General features: G+C 71.1%; 12 protein-coding genes. 4 read left to right on the top strand and 8 right to left on the bottom strand.

Going from position 1 to position 17,161, the window contains the following annotated elements; all coding sequences use genetic code 11:
- Positions 1 to 94: 94 nt before the first annotated feature.
- From rbsD to ICC28_RS36150, 5 genes are all read right to left on the bottom strand, one after another.
- On the bottom strand, positions 95 to 484 hold the full coding sequence (rbsD, locus tag ICC28_RS36170) for a D-ribose pyranase (protein WP_188293070.1): 390 nt from the start codon (positions 482 to 484) through the stop codon (positions 95 to 97).
- Positions 481 to 1,383: a ribokinase gene (locus tag ICC28_RS36165; protein WP_188293069.1), complete on the bottom strand. Its 903-nt coding sequence runs from the start codon at positions 1,381 to 1,383 to the stop codon at positions 481 to 483. The genes rbsD and ICC28_RS36165 overlap by 4 nt, the downstream gene beginning before the upstream one ends.
- 65 nt (positions 1,384 to 1,448) lie before the next feature.
- The gene (locus tag ICC28_RS36160) at positions 1,449 to 3,383 is read right to left on the bottom strand and encodes a substrate-binding domain-containing protein (protein WP_188293068.1); all 1,935 of its coding nucleotides are present in this window, start codon (positions 3,381 to 3,383) and stop codon (positions 1,449 to 1,451) included.
- A complete protein-coding gene (locus tag ICC28_RS36155) occupies positions 3,373 to 4,896 on the bottom strand; it encodes a sugar ABC transporter ATP-binding protein (RefSeq protein ID WP_188293067.1) in 1,524 nt (507 codons plus the stop codon). The genes ICC28_RS36160 and ICC28_RS36155 overlap by 11 nt, the downstream gene beginning before the upstream one ends.
- Entirely contained in the window at positions 4,893 to 5,930 is a 1,038-nt protein-coding gene (locus ICC28_RS36150; protein WP_188293066.1) for a LacI family DNA-binding transcriptional regulator, read from the bottom strand. Before ICC28_RS36150 ends, ICC28_RS36155 begins: the two co-directional genes overlap by 4 nt.
- A gap of 750 nt (positions 5,931 to 6,680) precedes the next feature.
- Here ICC28_RS36150 and ICC28_RS36145 point away from each other — a divergent pair.
- Together ICC28_RS36145 and ICC28_RS36140 are read left to right on the top strand one after the other, a co-directional pair.
- Entirely contained in the window at positions 6,681 to 8,945 is a 2,265-nt protein-coding gene (locus ICC28_RS36145; RefSeq protein WP_188293065.1) for an ATP-dependent RecD-like DNA helicase, read from the top strand.
- Between the two features lie 344 nt (positions 8,946 to 9,289).
- Positions 9,290 to 10,579 carry a citrate synthase gene (locus ICC28_RS36140; RefSeq protein WP_188293064.1) on the top strand — a complete coding sequence of 430 codons (1,290 nt, stop codon included), beginning with the start codon at positions 9,290 to 9,292 and terminating at the stop codon, positions 10,577 to 10,579.
- Positions 10,580 to 11,286: 707 nt separating this feature from the next.
- Here ICC28_RS36140 and ICC28_RS36135 read toward each other — a convergent pair.
- The 3 genes from ICC28_RS36135 to ICC28_RS36125 form a co-directional block, all read right to left on the bottom strand.
- A complete protein-coding gene (locus ICC28_RS36135) occupies positions 11,287 to 13,518 on the bottom strand; it encodes a heavy metal translocating P-type ATPase (protein WP_188293063.1) in 2,232 nt (743 codons plus the stop codon).
- Positions 13,519 to 13,534: 16 nt separating this feature from the next.
- The gene (locus ICC28_RS36130; RefSeq protein WP_188293062.1) at positions 13,535 to 13,750 is read right to left on the bottom strand and encodes a heavy-metal-associated domain-containing protein; all 216 of its coding nucleotides are present in this window, start codon (positions 13,748 to 13,750) and stop codon (positions 13,535 to 13,537) included.
- A 74-nt stretch (positions 13,751 to 13,824) separates the two neighbouring features.
- Positions 13,825 to 14,802 (bottom strand): PrsW family intramembrane metalloprotease, encoded by a 978-nt coding sequence (locus ICC28_RS36125; RefSeq protein WP_188293061.1) that lies wholly within the window; start codon positions 14,800 to 14,802, stop codon positions 13,825 to 13,827.
- A gap of 54 nt (positions 14,803 to 14,856) precedes the next feature.
- On the opposite strand from ICC28_RS36125, the gene ICC28_RS36120 reads away from it, so the two are divergent.
- Positions 14,857 to 16,056, top strand: coding sequence for a cation:proton antiporter (locus tag ICC28_RS36120; protein ID WP_188293060.1), 1,200 nt, complete (start codon positions 14,857 to 14,859; stop codon positions 16,054 to 16,056).
- Positions 16,057 to 16,088: 32 nt separating this feature from the next.
- A complete protein-coding gene (locus ICC28_RS36115) occupies positions 16,089 to 17,132 on the top strand; it encodes a zinc-dependent alcohol dehydrogenase family protein (protein ID WP_188293059.1) in 1,044 nt (347 codons plus the stop codon).
- Positions 17,133 to 17,161 lie beyond the last annotated feature (29 nt).

Raw genomic sequence — 17,161 nt, 5'->3', positions numbered from 1 at the left:
AGGGGAACAGCACGAGGGGGCCCGGTCCATGGACCGGGCCCCCTCGAAGCATGTACGGGGCGAAGCAGGGCCGAAGCATGGGCGGCGGCGGGGGCTAGAAGAACACCCCGCACCTCAGCAGCACATTCGCGTACGGCCGAGCCTCCCCCGTCCGGACCACCAGCCGCGCATCCCGCGACAAGGCCTTCAGACGGTCGTGCGGGACCAGGGTCAGCCCCGGAAAATGCCCCTCCAGCAGCGTCGAAGTCGGCGGGTTGGCCTCCCGTACCTCCTCCGCGGCCGTCGCGCCCTCCACCACCAGCTCCGCCAGCAGCCCGTCCAGTACCTCGGCGAAGGACGGGACGCCCGCGCGGAAGGCGAGGTCGACCACGCGCGGGCCCTCGGGTATCGGCATGCCCGCGTCGCAGACCAGGACGCCGTCGCCGTGGCCCAACTCAGCCAGCGCACCCGACAGGTGGCGGTTGAGGATGCCCGCCTTCTTCACAGCGCCTCGACCTCCGCCGCCGTGGGGAACGACACCTGCGCGCCCTCCTTGGTGACCGCCGCCGCCCCGACCCGGGCCGCGTAGGTCGCCGCCTCGGTGAGGGAGGCGCCGGTGCCCAGCCGGTAGGCCAGGGCCGCGGTGAAGGCGTCGCCCGCGCCCGTCGTGTCCACCGCCGCGACCTTCACGGACGGAACCCGCGCCACACCCTCCGCGGACGCCACCAGCGCGCCCTGCGCGCCGAGCGTGACGACCACCGAGCGCGGGCCCTTCGCCAGCAGGACCCGGGCCCAGTCCTCGGGCTGGTCGCCGATCGCCGCGTCGCCGAGGATCACCTTCGCCTCGTGCTCGTTGACGATCAGCGGGTCGCAGGCGGCCAGCACCTCCGCCGGGAGCGGCTGGGGCGGGGAGGGGTTGAGGACGAAGCGGCTGCCGTCCGCGAGGTTGCGGACCACCTCCGTCACCGTCTCCAGCGGGATCTCCAGCTGTACGGAGACCACGCGGGAGGCCTGGAAGAGGCTTGCGGCGGCCCGCACGTCGCCGGGGGTGAGACGGCCGTTCGCGCCCGGGGAGACCACGATGCTGTTGTCCCCGGACGGGTCGACGGTGATCAGGGCGACCCCGGTCGGCGCCCCGCCCACCAGGACGCCCACCGTGTCCACCCCGGCGTGCCGCTGCGAGTCGAGCAGGAGTCGGCCGTGCGCGTCGTCGCCGACCCGGGCCAGCAGGGCCGTACGCGCCCCGAGCCGGGCGGCCGCGACGGCCTGGTTCGCCCCCTTGCCGCCCGGGTGGACGGCCAGGTCGGAGCCGAGCACGGTCTCGCCGGCCCCCGGTCGGCGCTCGACGCCGATCACCAGGTCGGCGTTGGCCGACCCTACGACCAGGAGGTCGTAGTCGTACATGAAGTAGCTCCCCTAGTAAGTGACGTGGGGCGGGCGGTCCTCGGACCGCCCGCCCTGCGCCTGTGTCAGCCGCCGAAGCCGGCCACGTTCTCCTTCGTGACCACCTTCACCGGCACCTTCACGGTCTGCTCGACCTTCTTGCCCTCGGCCGCCCGTACCGCGTTGTCCACGGCAATCCTGCCGAGTTCCTTGGGCTGCTGCGCCACCGACGCGTACAGCGTGCCCGCCTCCACGGCCTTCAGACCGTCCGGCGTGCCGTCGAAACCGACGACCTGTACGGACTTGCCGGCCTTGGTACCGAGCGCCTTGATCGCGCCGAGCGCCATCTCGTCGTTCTCGGCGAAGACACCGTCGATGTCGGGGTGGGCCTGGAGCAGGTTGGTCATCACGTCGAGGCCCTTGGTGCGGTCGAAGTCGGCCGGCTGCTTGGCCACGACCTTGATGCCCGGGTAGTCCTTCAGCCCCTCGGCGAAGCCCGCGCCGCGCTCACGGCTGGCCGACGTGCCGGGCTGGCCCTGGAGGATGACGATCGTGCCCCTGCCGCCGAGCTTCTCGGCGAGCGCCTTGGCGCCCAACTGGCCGCCCTCGACGTTGTCGGAGGCCACCAGCGCGGCCGTCTCCGCGTTGTTCACCCCGCGGTCCACGCCCACGACCGGGATGCCGGCCTTGTTCGCCGAGCGCACCGAGGGGCCCGCCGCGTCCGAGTCGACCGGGTTGACGATGATGGACCCGAGGCCCTCAGAGGTGAAGTTCTGCAACTGGTTGGCCTGCTGGGAGGCGTCGTTCTGCGCGTCGGTGACCGTCAGGTCCACGCCCAGCTTCTTCGCCTGCTCCTGCGCGCCGGCCCGGATCTGCACGAAGAACGGGTTGTTGAGGGTCGACAGCGACAGACCGACCTTCTGCTGGGCCGCGTTGGAGGAGCCGCTGTGCAGCAGCGAGGTGGCGCCCATGACCGCCGCCGCGACCACGGCGGCGAGGACGTACGTCAGCGCCTGCTTGCCCTTGTTGCCGGTGCCGGTGGGCACGGGGGCCGCCCCGGCCTTGCGGCGCACGGTGTCCAGCAGCACCGCCAGTGCGATGACGACACCGATGACCACCTGCTGCCAGAAGGCGGACACGGACAGCAGGTTCAGCCCGTTGCGCAGCACCGCCAGGATCAGCGCGCCGATGAGCGTGCCGGAGGCCTTGCCGGTGCCGCCCGCCAGGGAGGCGCCGCCGATGACGACCGCCGCGATGGCGTCCAGTTCGTAGCCCTGCGCGGCCTGCGGCTGCGCGGAGGACAGCCGGGAGGCGAGCACGATGCCCGCGGCCGCCGCGAAGAGGCCGGACAGCGCGTAGATGGCGAGCTTCTGCTTCTTCACCCGCAGGCCCGACAGGCGCGCGGCCTCCTCGTTGCCGCCGATCGCGTACATCGAGCGCCCGATGTAGGTCCGGCCCAGCACGAAGGCCGTAACGAGCCCCATGACGACCATCACGAGCACGGGCACCGGCAGCCAGCCGCCGAGCGTGTCGCCGAGGTGCGAGACGGAGTCGGGGAAGGCGATGGGGGAGCCCTGCGAGATGACCAGGGACAGGCCGCGGCCGACCGAGAGCATCGCGAGCGTGGCGATGAACGGGGGCAGCTTGCCGTAGGAGATCAGGAAGCCGTTGACCAGACCGCAGGCGATACCGGTCGCCACGGCCAGCAGCACGGCGAGGACGACCGGAACACCTTCCTGCGTGGCGCTCCAGGCGAGCACGGTGGCCGACAGGGCCGCCACCGACCCGACCGACAGATCGATGCCGGCCGAGACGATGACGAAGGTGACGCCGAAGGCGAGGATGGCGGTCACGGCGGCCTGGACGCCGACGTTCAGCAGGTTGTCGGTGGTCAGGAAGTCACCGGACAGCGCCGACATGGCGATGACCAGGACGATCAGCGCGGTCAGCGCGCCGTTGTCGAGGAGCAGACGGCGCAGCCCCGTGGCGCCCGTCGTGCTCTTGAGCGTGTCAGCGGCCACGGGGGGCCTCCGTCTCAGTGGTAGGGGAAGTGCTTACGGCGAGCGCCATCACGGCGTCCTGGGTCGCCTCGTCGGCGGCGAGTTCTCCGGCGATCCGGCCCTGGGCCATCACCAGGACCCGGTCGCTCATGCCGAGCACCTCGGGCAGATCGCTGGAGATCATCAGTACGGCGGCACCGGCGGCCGTGAGTTCGTTGATCAGCTGGTAGATCTCGACCTTGGCGCCGACGTCGATGCCGCGGGTCGGCTCGTCGAGGATCAGCACCTTGGTGTCGGCCAGGAGCCACTTGCCGATGACGACCTTCTGCTGGTTGCCGCCGGACAGCGTGCGCACGTGCTGGCCGAGGCCCGCCATCCGCACGCCGAGCTGCTCGGCGACCCGGGCGGCGGCCTCGCGCTGCCCCTTGAGGTCGACGAGCCCCGCGTGCGTGGCGGTGCGCAGGGTCACCAGGCCCAGGTTCTCGGCCACGGAGGCGTCGAGCACGAGCCCCTGCCCCTTGCGGTCCTCGGGGACGAGGCCGATCCCGGCGGCCATGGCGGCGTTGACATCGTTGCCGCGCAGACCGGAGCCGTTCACCCGTACCGTGCCGCGGTCGTAGGGGTCGGCGCCGAACACGGCCCGTGCGACCTCCGTACGGCCCGCGCCCACGAGCCCGGCGATGCCGACGACCTCACCGGCGCGCACCTCGAAGGAGACGTCGTGGAAGACGCCGTCCCGGCCGAGCCCCTCCACCTTCAGCAGCGGCTCACCGGTCTCGCCGCGCTCACGCGGGTACTGCTGCTCGATCGACCGCCCCACCATGAGCCGTACGAGGTCGTCCTCGGGCGTGGAAGCGGGCACCTGCCCGACGCTCTTCCCGTCCCGGATGACGGTGACCCGGTCACCGAGGGCGGCGATCTCCTCCAAGTGATGCGTAATAAAAACAACACCGACGCCGTCCTCGCGCAGGGTGCGCACGATGGCGAAGAGCTTGTCGACCTCCTCGGAGGTGAGCACCGCGGTCGGCTCGTCCATGATCAGCACGCGCGCGTCCAGGCTGAGCGCCTTGGCGATCTCGACCATCTGGAGCCGCGCGATACCGAGTTCACGCACCCGCGCGCGTGGGGACACGTTCACCCCGACCCGCTTCAACAGCTCGGCGGCCTCGGCCTCCATCCGCCCGCGGTCGATCATCCCGAACCGGCGCGGCTGCCGCCCCAGGAAGATGTTCTCGGCGACCGTCAGATCGGGAACGAGATTGAACTCCTGATAGATGGTGGCGATCCCGAGGCGCTCGGAGTCCTGCGCACCATGGATGCGCACCTCCTCACCGCCCACCAGGATCCGCCCGTCGTCGGGCGTGTAGGCACCGGAGAGCATCTTGATGAGGGTGCTCTTGCCCGCGCCGTTCTCACCGAGGAGGACGTGCACCTCGCCCCGGCGCAGATCGAAGTCGACGCCGTCCAGCGCGACCACGCCCGGGAAGACCTTCCTTATGCCCTCGATGCGCAGCAACTCGTCCGCGTTGCTCACGACTGGCTCCTGTTCTGTACGGGGGTCGGCTCCGGGGAAGCCGGTGGCTCGCCGCACGAGCGGCGTACGACGAGACGGGCGGGGAGGGTGACGGACTCGGGGGGCCGCCCCTCGATGCGGTCGACCAGCGCGCGTACGGCGGCGCGCCCCAGCTCGCCCGTGGGCTGGGCAATGGCGGTGACCGGCGGATCGGTGTGCACGAACCACGGGATGTCGTCGAACGCGGCGAGCGCGAGGTCCTGCGGCACCCGCAGCCCACGCGCGCGTACGGCGTCCAGGGCGCCGAGCGCCATCAGGTTGTCGGCCGCGAAGACGACCTCGGGCGGCTCGGGCAGGTCGAGGAAGCCCTCGGTGACCCGGCGCCCGCTCTCGGCCTGGAAGTCGCCCTGGCCGATGTAGGCGTCGGGGAGTTCGAGTCCGTGGGCGGCGAGGGCGTCCCGGAAGGCCTCCACGCGTTCCTGTCCGGTGGTGGTGGCCGCGGGGCCCGCGATGATGGCGAGCCGCCGGTGCCCCAGCCCGTACAGGTGCGCGACGAGATCCCGCACCGCCGCCCGCCCGTCGGCCCGCACCACCGGTACGTCCACGCCCGGGATCCACCGGTCGACGAAGACCATCGGGGTTCCCGCGCGCGCGGCGTCGAGCATCAGCGGGGAGCCGCCGTCGGTGGGGGAGACGAGAAGCCCGTCGATCCGCCGGTCCAACAGGGTCCGCACGTGGTGATCCTGAAGATCGGGTCGCTCGTCGGCGTTGCCGATGATGACGCTGTAGCCGAGCGCGCGGGCCTCCTCCTCCACGGAGCGGGCCAGTTCGGTGAAGTACGGGTTCAGTACGTCGCTGATGACCAGGCCGAGGGTGCGGGTCTGGTCGGTGCGCAGGGAACGGGCGACGGCGTTCGGGCGGTAGCCCAGGGTCTCGACGGCGGCCAGTACGCGTGCGCGTGCGTCCGCGCTGACCGACGGGTGGTCGTTCAGGACGCGCGAGACCGTGGCAACGGAGACGCCCGCTTCACGGGCGACGTCCTTGATGCTCGCCATCGCCGTTCCACCTCCTTGTGGATACTGCTGGAATCGATTACATCGACGTGTAGAGAGGATTGGAATCGATTACACGTCCGTTAATCAACCCCTCACCCACCCCCTGAGACCGGATCGTGACCCTCCACGTCCTCCGCCCCCGCCGCCCCTACCCGTCCCATCCCAGGGGCTGCCGCCCCTTCAACCCCGCCAGGGGGCTCCGCTCCCAGACCCCCACGGGGCTCCGCCCCTGCACCCCACCCGGGGGCTCCGCCCCCGGACCCCCATCGGCCCTGAAGGGGCCTCGTCCTCAAACGCCGGACGGGCTGAATGATGCGGACCTGCGTCGGAAGGTGACGGGCTGCGTGATGTGAACCTGCGTCGGAAGGCGGATGGTGGCCGACGGCCGGCAAGGGGGGAAGACGGCCGCGCGTCGCGAGTCGGCCTGTACTGCGAGTTGGTCCTGTGCCGGAAGGCGGACGGGCCCGCAGCCGCCCGCGGCGGGGAGGGGACGTGTCGGGGGGTGTCCGCCCGCAGCGGCCGGCGTTGACGTGGGGGACCTGTAGGCGTGCGGGGCGCCGGACCGAGGACGGATACCCCCCGGCGCGGCCCCGACTCACCCACCCGCCCCAGGCGCTACGCGCACCCCCACCGCACCCGGGCAGGCCGCCGCAGGCATCCACCCGGGCCCAGGCGCCCCACACGCACCCCCACCGCACCCGGCCGTCCCGCCGCCCCCCGACTGTCAGCGGCCCCCGGTACCGTCAGGGCATGGATCGGGGAACGGGGAGCGGCGAGCGGCGACTCGCCGTGCTCGAAGGTGTCCTGGAGCGCATCACCTACGCCAACGAGGAGAACGGCTACACGGTGGCCCGCGTCGACACGGGCAGAGGCGGCGGCGACCTCCTCACGGTCGTCGGCGCGCTGCTCGGCGCCCAGGTCGGCGAGTCCCTGCGGATGGAGGGCCGCTGGGGCTCCCACCCGCAGTACGGCAAGCAGTTCACCGTGGAGAACTACACCACCGTCCTCCCCGCCACCGTCCAGGGCATCCGCCGCTACCTCGGCTCAGGCCTGGTCAAGGGCATCGGCCCGGTCTTCGCCGACCGCATCACCCAGCACTTCGGCATGGACACCCTGAAGATCATCGAGGAGGAGCCCAAGCGCCTCATCGAGGTCCCCGGCCTCGGCCCCAAGCGCACCAGGAAGATCGCCGACGCCTGGGAGGAACAGAAGGCGATCAAGGAGGTCATGCTCTTCCTCCAGACCGTCGAGGTCTCCACCTCCATCGCGGTACGCATCTACAAGAAGTACGGCGACGCCTCCATCTCCGTGGTGAAGAACCAGCCCTACCGACTGGCCGCCGACGTCTGGGGCATCGGCTTCCTCACCGCCGACCGCATCGCCCAGTCCGTCGGCATCCCGCACGACAGCCCGGAGCGCGTCAAGGCGGGCCTGCAGTACGCCCTGTCGCAATCCGCCGACCAGGGCAACTGCTTCCTCCCGGAGGAACGCCTGATCGCCGACGCGGTGAAGCTGCTCCAGGTCGACACCGGCCTGGTCATCGAGTGTCTCGCGGAGCTGGCCCTGCCGGACGAGGACTCCGGCGACCCCGGCGTCGTACGGGAGAAGGTGCCGGGCCCGGACGGCAAGGACGGGGACCCCGTCACTGCCGTCTACCTCGTTCCCTTCCACCGCGCCGAACTCTCCCTCTCCGCCCAGCTCCTGCGCCTCCTGCGCACCGACGAGGACCGCATGCCCGGCTTCCGCGAGGTCGCCTGGGACAAGGCGCTGGCCTGGCTGAAGGACCGCACGGGCGCCGACCTCGCCCCCGAGCAGGAGGCCGCCGTCAAGCTGGCGCTGACGGAGAAGGTCGCCGTCCTCACCGGCGGCCCCGGCTGCGGCAAGTCCTTCACGGTCCGCTCGGTCGTGGAGCTGGCCCGCGCCAAGAAGGCGAAGGTCGTGCTCGCCGCCCCCACCGGCCGGGCCGCCAAGCGCCTCGCGGAACTCACCGGCGCCGAGGCCTCCACCGTCCACCGCCTGCTGGAGCTCAAGCCCGGCGGCGACGCGGCCTACGACAAGGATCGCCCCCTGGACGCCGACCTGGTGGTGGTCGACGAGGCCTCGATGCTGGACCTGCTGCTGGCCAACAAGCTGGTGAAGGCGGTCCCCCCGGGCGCCCACCTCCTCTTCGTGGGGGACGTCGACCAACTGCCGTCGGTCGGCGCGGGCGAGGTGCTCAGGGACCTCCTCGCGGACGACAGCCCCGTCCCCGCCGTCCGCCTCACGCGCGTGTTCCGGCAGGCCCAGCAGTCCGGCGTGGTCACCAACGCGCACCGGATCAACTCCGGGCAGCACCCGGTCACGGACGGCATGAAGGACTTCTTCCTCTTCGTCGAGGACGACACGGAGGAGGCCGGCCGGCTCACGGTGGACGTCGCGGCCCGGCGGATTCCGGCCAAGTTCGGCCTCGACCCGCGCCGCGACGTCCAGGTGCTCGCGCCCATGCACCGCGGTCCGGCCGGCGCGGGCACGCTCAACGGCCTGCTCCAGCAGGCCATCACCCCCGGCCGCCCCGATCTGCCCGAGAAGCGGTTCGGCGGCCGGGTCTTCCGGGTCGGCGACAAGGTCACCCAGATTCGCAACAATTACGAGAAGGGCGAGAACGGCGTCTTCAACGGCACCGTGGGCGTGGTCACCTCGCTCGACCCGGTCGACCAGCGTCTGACGGTGCTGACGGACGAGGACGAGGAGGTGCCGTACGACTTCGACGAACTGGACGAGCTGGCGCACGCGTACGCGGTGACGATCCACCGCTCGCAGGGCAGCGAGTACCCGGCGGTGGTGATCCCGGTGACCACGGGCGCGTGGATGATGCTTCAGCGGAACCTGCTGTACACGGCGGTCACCCGGGCGAAGAAGCTGGTCGTCCTCGTGGGTTCGCGCAAGGCGATCGGCCAGGCGGTGCGCACGGTGTCGGCGGGCCGCCGCTGGACGGCACTCGACTTCAGACTCGCACCGCGCAGGACAGACGCATGACACCCGAGCACGCCCCACGCCACGCTCGCCCCACGCCACGCTCGCCCCACGCCATGCTCGCCCCACGCCATGCTCGCCCCACGCCCCCTTGAGGGCTGAATGCCAGGCTCTCACCACGCCTCCTGGAGGGGTGAGTGAAATTTGATCGATCAAACGAGTCGGAAAGGTCACACAGCTCTTCCGGAGCCCCCTGTCGAGGGGGCAGGATGAGCAGGTTGGCGGCACTGAGTGCCGTCAATAGGCCCAATGGTCGACCCCGAGTGCACTCACCTGCGCCAAATGGGGGATGGTAGAGACAGTCAGGGCAACCTCGAAGAAGAGGCACAACGTCGGTGAGGGAAGACGTGAGCGACAACTCTGTAGTACTGCGGTACGGCGACGGCGAGTACACCTACCCGGTGATCGACAGCACCGTCGGCGACAAGGGCTTCGACATCGGCAAGCTCCGCGCCCAGACCGGTCTGGTCACCCTGGACAGCGGCTACGGCAACACGGCCGCCTATAAATCCGCCATCACCTACCTCGACGGCGAGCAGGGCATCCTCCGGTACCGCGGCTACCCGATCGAACAGCTGGCCGAGCGTTCGACCTTCCTGGAGGTCGCGTACCTGCTGATCAACGGTGAGCTGCCGACCGTCGACGAGCTGAGCACGTTCAAGAACGACATCACGCAGCACACCCTGCTGCACGAGGACGTCAAGAACTTCTACCGGGGCTTCCCGCGCGACGCCCACCCGATGGCGATGCTGTCGTCGGTCGTCTCCGCGCTGTCGACCTTCTACCAGGACAGCCACAACCCGTTCGACGAGAAGCAGCGCAACCTCTCCACGATCCGCCTGCTCGCCAAGCTCCCGACGATCGCGGCGTACGCGTACAAGAAGTCGATCGGTCACCCGTTCGTCTACCCGCGCAACGACCTCGGCTACGTCGAGAACTTCCTGCGCATGACCTTCTCGGTGCCGGCCCAGGAGTACGACCTCGACCCGATCGTGGTTTCCGCCCTGGACAAGCTGCTCATCCTGCACGCGGACCACGAGCAGAACTGCTCGACCTCCACGGTCCGTCTGGTGGGCTCGTCGCAGGCCAACATGTTCGCGTCGATCTCGGCCGGCATCAACGCGCTGTGGGGCCCGCTGCACGGCGGTGCCAACCAGTCCGTGCTGGAGATGCTGGAGGGCATCCGGGACGCCGGCGGTGACGTCGACTCCTTCATCAACAAGGTGAAGAACAAGGAGGACGGCGTCCGCCTGATGGGCTTCGGCCACCGGGTGTACAAGTCCTTCGACCCGCGCGCCAAGATCATCAAGGCGGCGGCGCACGACGTCCTCTCGGCCCTCGGCAAGTCCGACGAGCTGCTGGACATCGCGCTCAAGCTGGAGGAGCACGCGCTCTCCGACGACTACTTCGTCTCGCGCAACCTCTACCCGAACGTCGACTTCTACACCGGCCTGATCTACCGCGCCATGGGCTTCCCGACCGAGATGTTCACGGTCCTGTTCGCCCTCGGCCGCCTGCCGGGCTGGATCGCCCAGTGGCACGAGATGATCAAGGAGCCGGGTTCCCGTATCGGCCGCCCGCGGCAGATCTACACGGGCGTGGTGGAGCGGGACTTCGTCCCGGTCGAGCAGCGTTGACCTGCCGTTGAGGGGCGCCGACGCCTGAGAGCTCGGGACTGAAGGCGCGCGGGCGACTGCGGAACGGCTGTGGCCGGTCGCGCAGTTCCCCGCGCCCCTGGGTCGGCACGCGGCCCCCGCGCTGACATGCAACGAAAAACATGTAACGAAGAACATGCAGCGCCGAACAGGCAAAGCAGCGCCGAACAGGCAAAGAAGAAGGCGCCCTGGCGCCGGTCCCCCCACGGGCCGACGTCCAGGGCGCCTTCCCATGTCCCGGTGCGGATTCCCCCCACGGGATCCGGCCGGGCGTCTGTGGAGACCAGCGCCTGAATCGCTGTTGTTGCGTACTGCGTTGAGCAGAACGAGCAAAAATCGCCGTACTACTCGGTGTGCGGTCTGCCGGGACAGCGCACGCTCGGGAGGGCCGCTCAAAGCTCCCCGGTGTACGTGCCCCGGCAACGCATCTCTGGGAAAGTCCCCCAAGACATCCCCAGATGTCAGTAGGCGCCCCCCAAGACGCTTCCTGACACCGTCAACTTAGACCTTCGAACCCCTTCGATGGTTACGTTCACATCACTGTGATCTGCGTCTCTTGCATATGTCCGTTAGATACGCAAGGGCCCCGATACAGCCGATGAGGCCTCTGCGTAAGGATGATGCGCGAGCCTTGTGAAGAGCTTATGTGAGGCTCGCGTCGGACTCCAGAGGGGGTTCCCCGGCAAACCTCAACGGAACGTCCGCAGACGGAGACTGTTCGTCACCACGAAGACCGACGAGAAGGCCATCGCCGCCCCGGCGATCATCGGGTTCAGCAGTCCCGCCGCCGCCAGCGGCAGCGCGGCCACGTTGTAGGCGAACGCCCACACGAGGTTGCCCTTGATCGTGGCCAGCGTCCGGCGCGACAGCCGGATCGCGTCCGCGGCCACGCGCAGATCGCCGCGTACCAGTGTCAGGTCGCCGGCCTCGATCGCCGCGTCCGTGCCGGTGCCCATGGCGAGGCCCAGATCGGCGGTGGCGAGCGCGGCCGCGTCGTTGACGCCGTCGCCGACCATGGCGACGACCCGTCCCTCGCCCTGCAGTTGCCGTACGGCCTCGACCTTGTCCTCGGGCAGTACCTCCGCGACGACCTGCTCGATCCCCACGGCCCGCGCCACCGTCTCGGCCACCGCCCGGTTGTCCCCGGTCAGCAGCACCGGAGTGAGCCCCAGCGCGCGCAGCTCGCGTACGGCCTCGGCGCTGGTGTCCTTGACCGCGTCGGCGACGGCGAGCACCCCGCGGGCGACCCCGTCCCAGCCGACGACGACAGCCGTACGTCCCCTGCTCTCGGCCTTGTCCCGGGCGCGGGCCAGCTCCGGCGGCAGCTCGTCGAAGAGCCGCCCCACGGCGACGTCACGGCCCTCCACGCGGCCGCGTACGCCCCGGCCGGGGACGTTCTCGAAGGACTCGGCCGACGGCAGCTCCCCGGCCCTCTCCTGCGCGCCGGCGGCGACGGCCCGGGCGACGGGGTGCTCGGAGGCGTGTTCCAGGGCGCCCGCGAGGCGCAGCACCTGACGTTCGTCGGCGCCTTCGGCGACGTAGACCTCCTGGAGGGTCATGCGGCCGGTAGTGACGGTGCCGGTCTTGTCGAGGACGACGGTGTCGACGCGGCGGGTGGATTCCAGGACCTCGGGTCCCTTGATGAGGATGCCGAGCTGGGCGCCGCGGCCGGTGCCGACCATCAGGGCGGTCGGGGTGGCGAGGCCCAGGGCGCACGGGCAGGCGATGATGAGGACGGCGACGGCGGCGGTGAAGGCGTCGACGGTGTCACCGGTGGCGCCGAGCCAGCCGCCGAAGGTGGCGACGGCGATGACCAGGACGACCGGGACGAAGACCGCGGAGATCCGGTCGGCCAGCCGCTGCACCTCGGCCTTGCCGTTCTGCGCCTCTTCCACCAGCCGGGCCATCCGCGCGAGCTGGGTGTCGGCGCCGACCCGGGTGGCCTCGACGACCAGGCGCCCGCCGGCGTTGACGGTCGCCCCAGTGACCGCGTCCCCGGCGGCCACGTCCACCGGCACGGACTCGCCGGTCAGCATGGAGGCGTCCACCGCGGAGACGCCCTCGACGACGGTGCCGTCGGTGGCGATCTTCTCCCCGGGCCGCACGACGAACCGGTCCCCGACGGCCAGCCGCGCCACCGGGATCCGCACCTCGCGTCCGTCCCGGAGGACGGCGACGTCCTTGGCGCCCAGTTCCATCAGGGCCTGCAGGGCCGCGCCCGCGCGTCGCTTGGCGCGGGCCTCCAGGTAGCGGCCCAGCAGGATGAAGGTGATGACCCCGGCGGCCACTTCGAGGTAGATCGTCGAGGCGCCGTCCATGCCGCCGACGGTGAGCCGGAAGCTGTCCCGCATCCCGGGCATGCCCGCGTCGCCGAAGAACAGCGCCCACAGCGACCAGCCGAACGCGGCCAGCGTGCCCAGGGAGACCAGGGTGTCCATGGTGGCGGCGCCGTGCCGCGCGTTGGTCCACGCGGCACGGTGGAAGGGCAGTCCGCCCCAGACCACGACGGGGGAGGCCAGGGTGAGCGCCAGCCACTGCCAGTTGTCGAACTGGAGGGCAGGGACCATCGAGAGCAGGATGACGGGGACCGCGAGGACGGCGGATACGGTGAACCGCTGCCGGTAGGACGCCGACTCGGGGTCCTCCGGTGTCGCCGCCTCCTCGACGAGGGTGGGCTCCGGCGGCGCCGGTTCCTCGGCCGTGTACCCGGTCTTCACCACGGTCGCGATCAGATCGGCGACCTCGACGCCCTCGGGGTAGCTGACCTTGGCCTTCTCCGTGGCGTAGTTCACCGTGGCGGTGACCCCGTCCATCCGGTTGAGCTTCTTCTCGACGCGGGCCGCGCAGGAGGCGCAGGTCATTCCGCCGATGAGCAGCTCCACCTCGGAGGTGGGGGTCGTCGGGGCCTGGGTGGCGGACATGGTCGGGGCTCCGGGGTCAGGCGACGCCGACCAGCTCGAAGCCGGCCTCGTCCACGGCTGCCCGCACGTCCTCCTCGCTCAGCGCCGCGTCGGAGACGACCGTGACCTCGCCCGTGGAGGCGACGGCCTTCACCGAGCTGACGCCCGGGATCCCGGAGATCTCGCCGGAGACGGCACCTTCGCAGTGTCCGCAGCTCATTCCGCTGACCTTGTAGGTGGCGCTGACGCTCATGTCGTTACTCCTCGTCGGGGCGTGTGGGGCCGACGGGGTCCGGGAGGGAACCCCGCACCTACCACGCTATACCCCTACGGGGTATTTCTCCAAGAAGGGTCGCTACGGGCCAGCGAACGCGCCCAGGCCAGCCCGAGGAGCGCGACCAGGACCAGGCCCCCGACCGAGAACAGGGTGAACAGGTGCTGCTGCTCATCGGTCGGGTGCGGAAGATACCCCTGGGCGAACAGCTCCCGGTCCAGGCCCGTGGCGGTCAGCTGCGCCACCAGCCAGACCGCGATGCCGTGCGTGGAGTCCCACAGGGCGTGCAGCAGGGAGACGCCGAAGTAGGTCGCGACCACCGGACCGGCGAGCCGGAAGCGTCCGTCCGCGCGCCGGTCGGCGAGCAGCACGCCGCCGGCGATCGCCGTCCACAGCCCGTGTCCGAAGGGTGCCAGCACCCCGCGCAGGATCTCCGTCTCCAGCAGGGCCCGCAGGTCGATGCCCTCGGTGGAGACGGCCGCGTTGAACGCGTACCCGGCGCTCTCCAGGGCGGCGAACCCGAACCCGACGGTCGCCCCGAGCACCAGCCCCGCCCTCATCCCGCGGATCCGGGGCTGTCGCCGCAGCACGAACATCAGCGCGCCCAGCTTCACCGCCTCCTCGATGAGCCCGACGCCGACGAACATCCACAGCGACGGGTGCAGCAGGTAGTACTCCATGACCGACGCGCCGAGCACGCCCAGCGTGCCGCCGGTCAGGAAGCAGCCGAGGATCACGCCCACCCCCAGGTCGCGGCCGTGCCGTTCGTACGCCCAGAGCACGAAGGTGACGGGCACCAGGAAGCTGCCGAGCAGGATCAGGGTGGGCAGCAGGGTGGTGTTCTTCGTGGCGTACGTGACGAGCGCGGTCAGCGTCCACAGGGCCAGCCCGCCCCACAGGCACCGCCGCCACAGCCCGCTCCGGTACGCCGACGGCGCCTGCTGTCGCGCACCAGCAGGCGGAGGAGCAGACGGGGAGGGCGGGGAGGGTGGGGAGGACGAGGAGGGCGGGGAGGACGGGGAGTCGGCCACGGCAAATCCCTCGTGTTGGACGGTTTTGACCGAACTGTATGGTAAGCACCCCCTATGTCGCAGGCCGGGACGCTCATCCTGATCATGACCATCGCGGTGCTCGCGCCGCTGCTCGCCCACGGGATCAGCCGTCGGCTGCCGGTTCCGCTCGTCATCTTCGAGATCGGCCTGGGCATCCTGGTCGGCCCGGACGTGCTGGGCTGGGCGGGCGACGGAGCGGTCATCGACGCGCTCGCCGACCTCGGCCTGGCGATGCTGATCTTCCTGGCCGGCTACGAGATCGAGTTCGACAAGATCCGCGGGGCCACCCTGAAGCGCTCGGCGGCGGCCTGGCTGGTCTCCCTCGCGGCGGGCCTGGGGTTGGCCACCCTCCTCTCGGGCTTCGACCGCGGCGTCTTCATCGGTACGGCGCTGACCAGCACCGCCCTCGGCGTCGTCCTGCCGATGCTGCGGGATGCCGGGGATCTGCGCTCCCGCTTCGGCTCGGTGATGTCGGCGGTCGGCGCGGTGGGGGAGTTCGGGCCGATCATCGCCATCGCGCTGCTGCTGAGCGGCCGTTCGTGGGGCGAGTCGACGGCACTGCTGGCCGCGTTCGCCCTGCTGACGGCGGGCGCGGTGTGGTGGGCGATGCGGCCGCGCCCGCCGTGGTTCGCCAAGGTGATCGCCGCGACCCTGCACAGCAGTGGCCAGTTCGCCGTACGTCTGGTGGTGCTGCTCCTCGCCGTCATGCTCGGCCTCTCCCAGGCCCTCGGCCTCGACACCCTCCTCGGCGCCTTCGCCGCGGGCATGCTCGCCCGCCTGGTCCTGCACGGCGCGGCCCCCGAGAGCGCGGGATCGGTGGTGGAACGCGTGGAGGCGATGGGCTTCGGCTTCCTCGTGCCGGTCTTCTACGTCGTCACCGGCATCGAGTTCGACCTCGACGCGCTCCTGTCCGGCGGCCGCGCCCTGCTGCTCCTGCCCGGCTTCCTCCTGCTGTTCCTCCTCGTGCGAGGCTTCCCGGTGTACGCCCTGGCCCCGCCCGACCTGGGCACCCGCGACCGGCGCGCCCTCGCCCTGTTCGCCTCCACCGCCCTTCCCCTGGTCGTGGCGATCACGACGATCGGCGTCGACGAGGGCAGCCTGCACACCGACGAGGCGGCGGCGCTGGTCGGCGCGGCGATGCTGTCGGTGCTGCTGTTCCCGTCGGCGGGGCTGCGGCTGAGGGGGGCGAGGGCGGCGCGGCGGGACGTGGCCAAAGAGCCGGAGTCATGGTGATGTACCCACGGACAACGACGACAGGAGCGCACATGAGAGCTGTGGTCTTCGACCGGTACGGCGAGCCGGCCGCGATACGTGACCTGCCCGACCCCCGGCCCGCCGACCACGGAGTGGTCGTACGCGTCATGGCCACCGGCCTGTGCCGCAGCGACTGGCACGGCTGGCAGGGCCACGACCCCGACATCACGCTCCCGCACGTCCCCGGCCACGAACTCGCCGGGGTGGTGGAGGAGGTCGGCGCCCGTGTGACCCACTGGCGCCCCGGCGACCGGGTCACCGTCCCCTTCGTCTGCGCCTGCGGAAGCTGCGCGTCCTGTGCCGCGGGCGACCACCAGGTCTGCGAGCGCCAGACCCAGCCCGGCTTCACCCACTGGGGCTCCTTCGCCCAGTACGTGGCGCTGGACCACGCCGATGTGAACCTGGTCGCCGTCCCCGACGACCTGTCCTTCGCCACCGCGGCCTCCCTCGGCTGCCGGTTCGCCACGGCGTTCCGCGCGGTGGTGCAGCAGGGCCGGGTCGCGGCGGGGGAGTGGGTCGCGGTGCACGGCTGCGGCGGGGTGGGCCTGTCGGCGGTGATGATCGCGGCGGCCTCGGGAGCCCGGGTGGTCGCCGTCGACGTATCGCAGCGCGCCCTCGACCTGGCGCGGAAGTTCGGAGCCGCGGAGTGCGTGGACGCGTCGGATGCGCCGGACACGGCCGAGGCGGTCCAGGAGCTGACCGGCGGCGGCGCCCATCTCTCCCTCGACGCCCTCGGCTCGCCCGCCACCTGCGCCGCCTCGGTGAACGGCCTGCGCCGCCGCGGCCGACACGTCCAGGTCGGCCTGCTGCCCTCGCCGGACGGCACCACCCCGGTCCCCATGGCCCGCGCCGTCGCCCTGGAACTCGAACTCCTCGGCAGCCACGGCATGGCCGCGCACACCTACCCGCCGATGATGGAACTCGTCCGCTCCGGCGTGCTGCGCCCCGACCTCCTGGTCACCTCCACGATCACCCTGGACGCGACCCCGGCCGCCCTGGCGGCGATGGGCACGGCGCCCGGCTCGGGGGTGACGGTCATCGAGCCGTGGGGCTGACCTGTGCCCCGGGGGACGGGGGCACAGGC

It is taken from the genome of Streptomyces sp. TRM68416 (genome assembly GCF_014596915.1).
Classification (GTDB): domain Bacteria; phylum Actinomycetota; class Actinomycetes; order Streptomycetales; family Streptomycetaceae; genus Streptomyces.
Note: the sequence above shows the minus strand (reverse complement) of the source record. Positions and strands in the feature narration are given on the sequence as shown.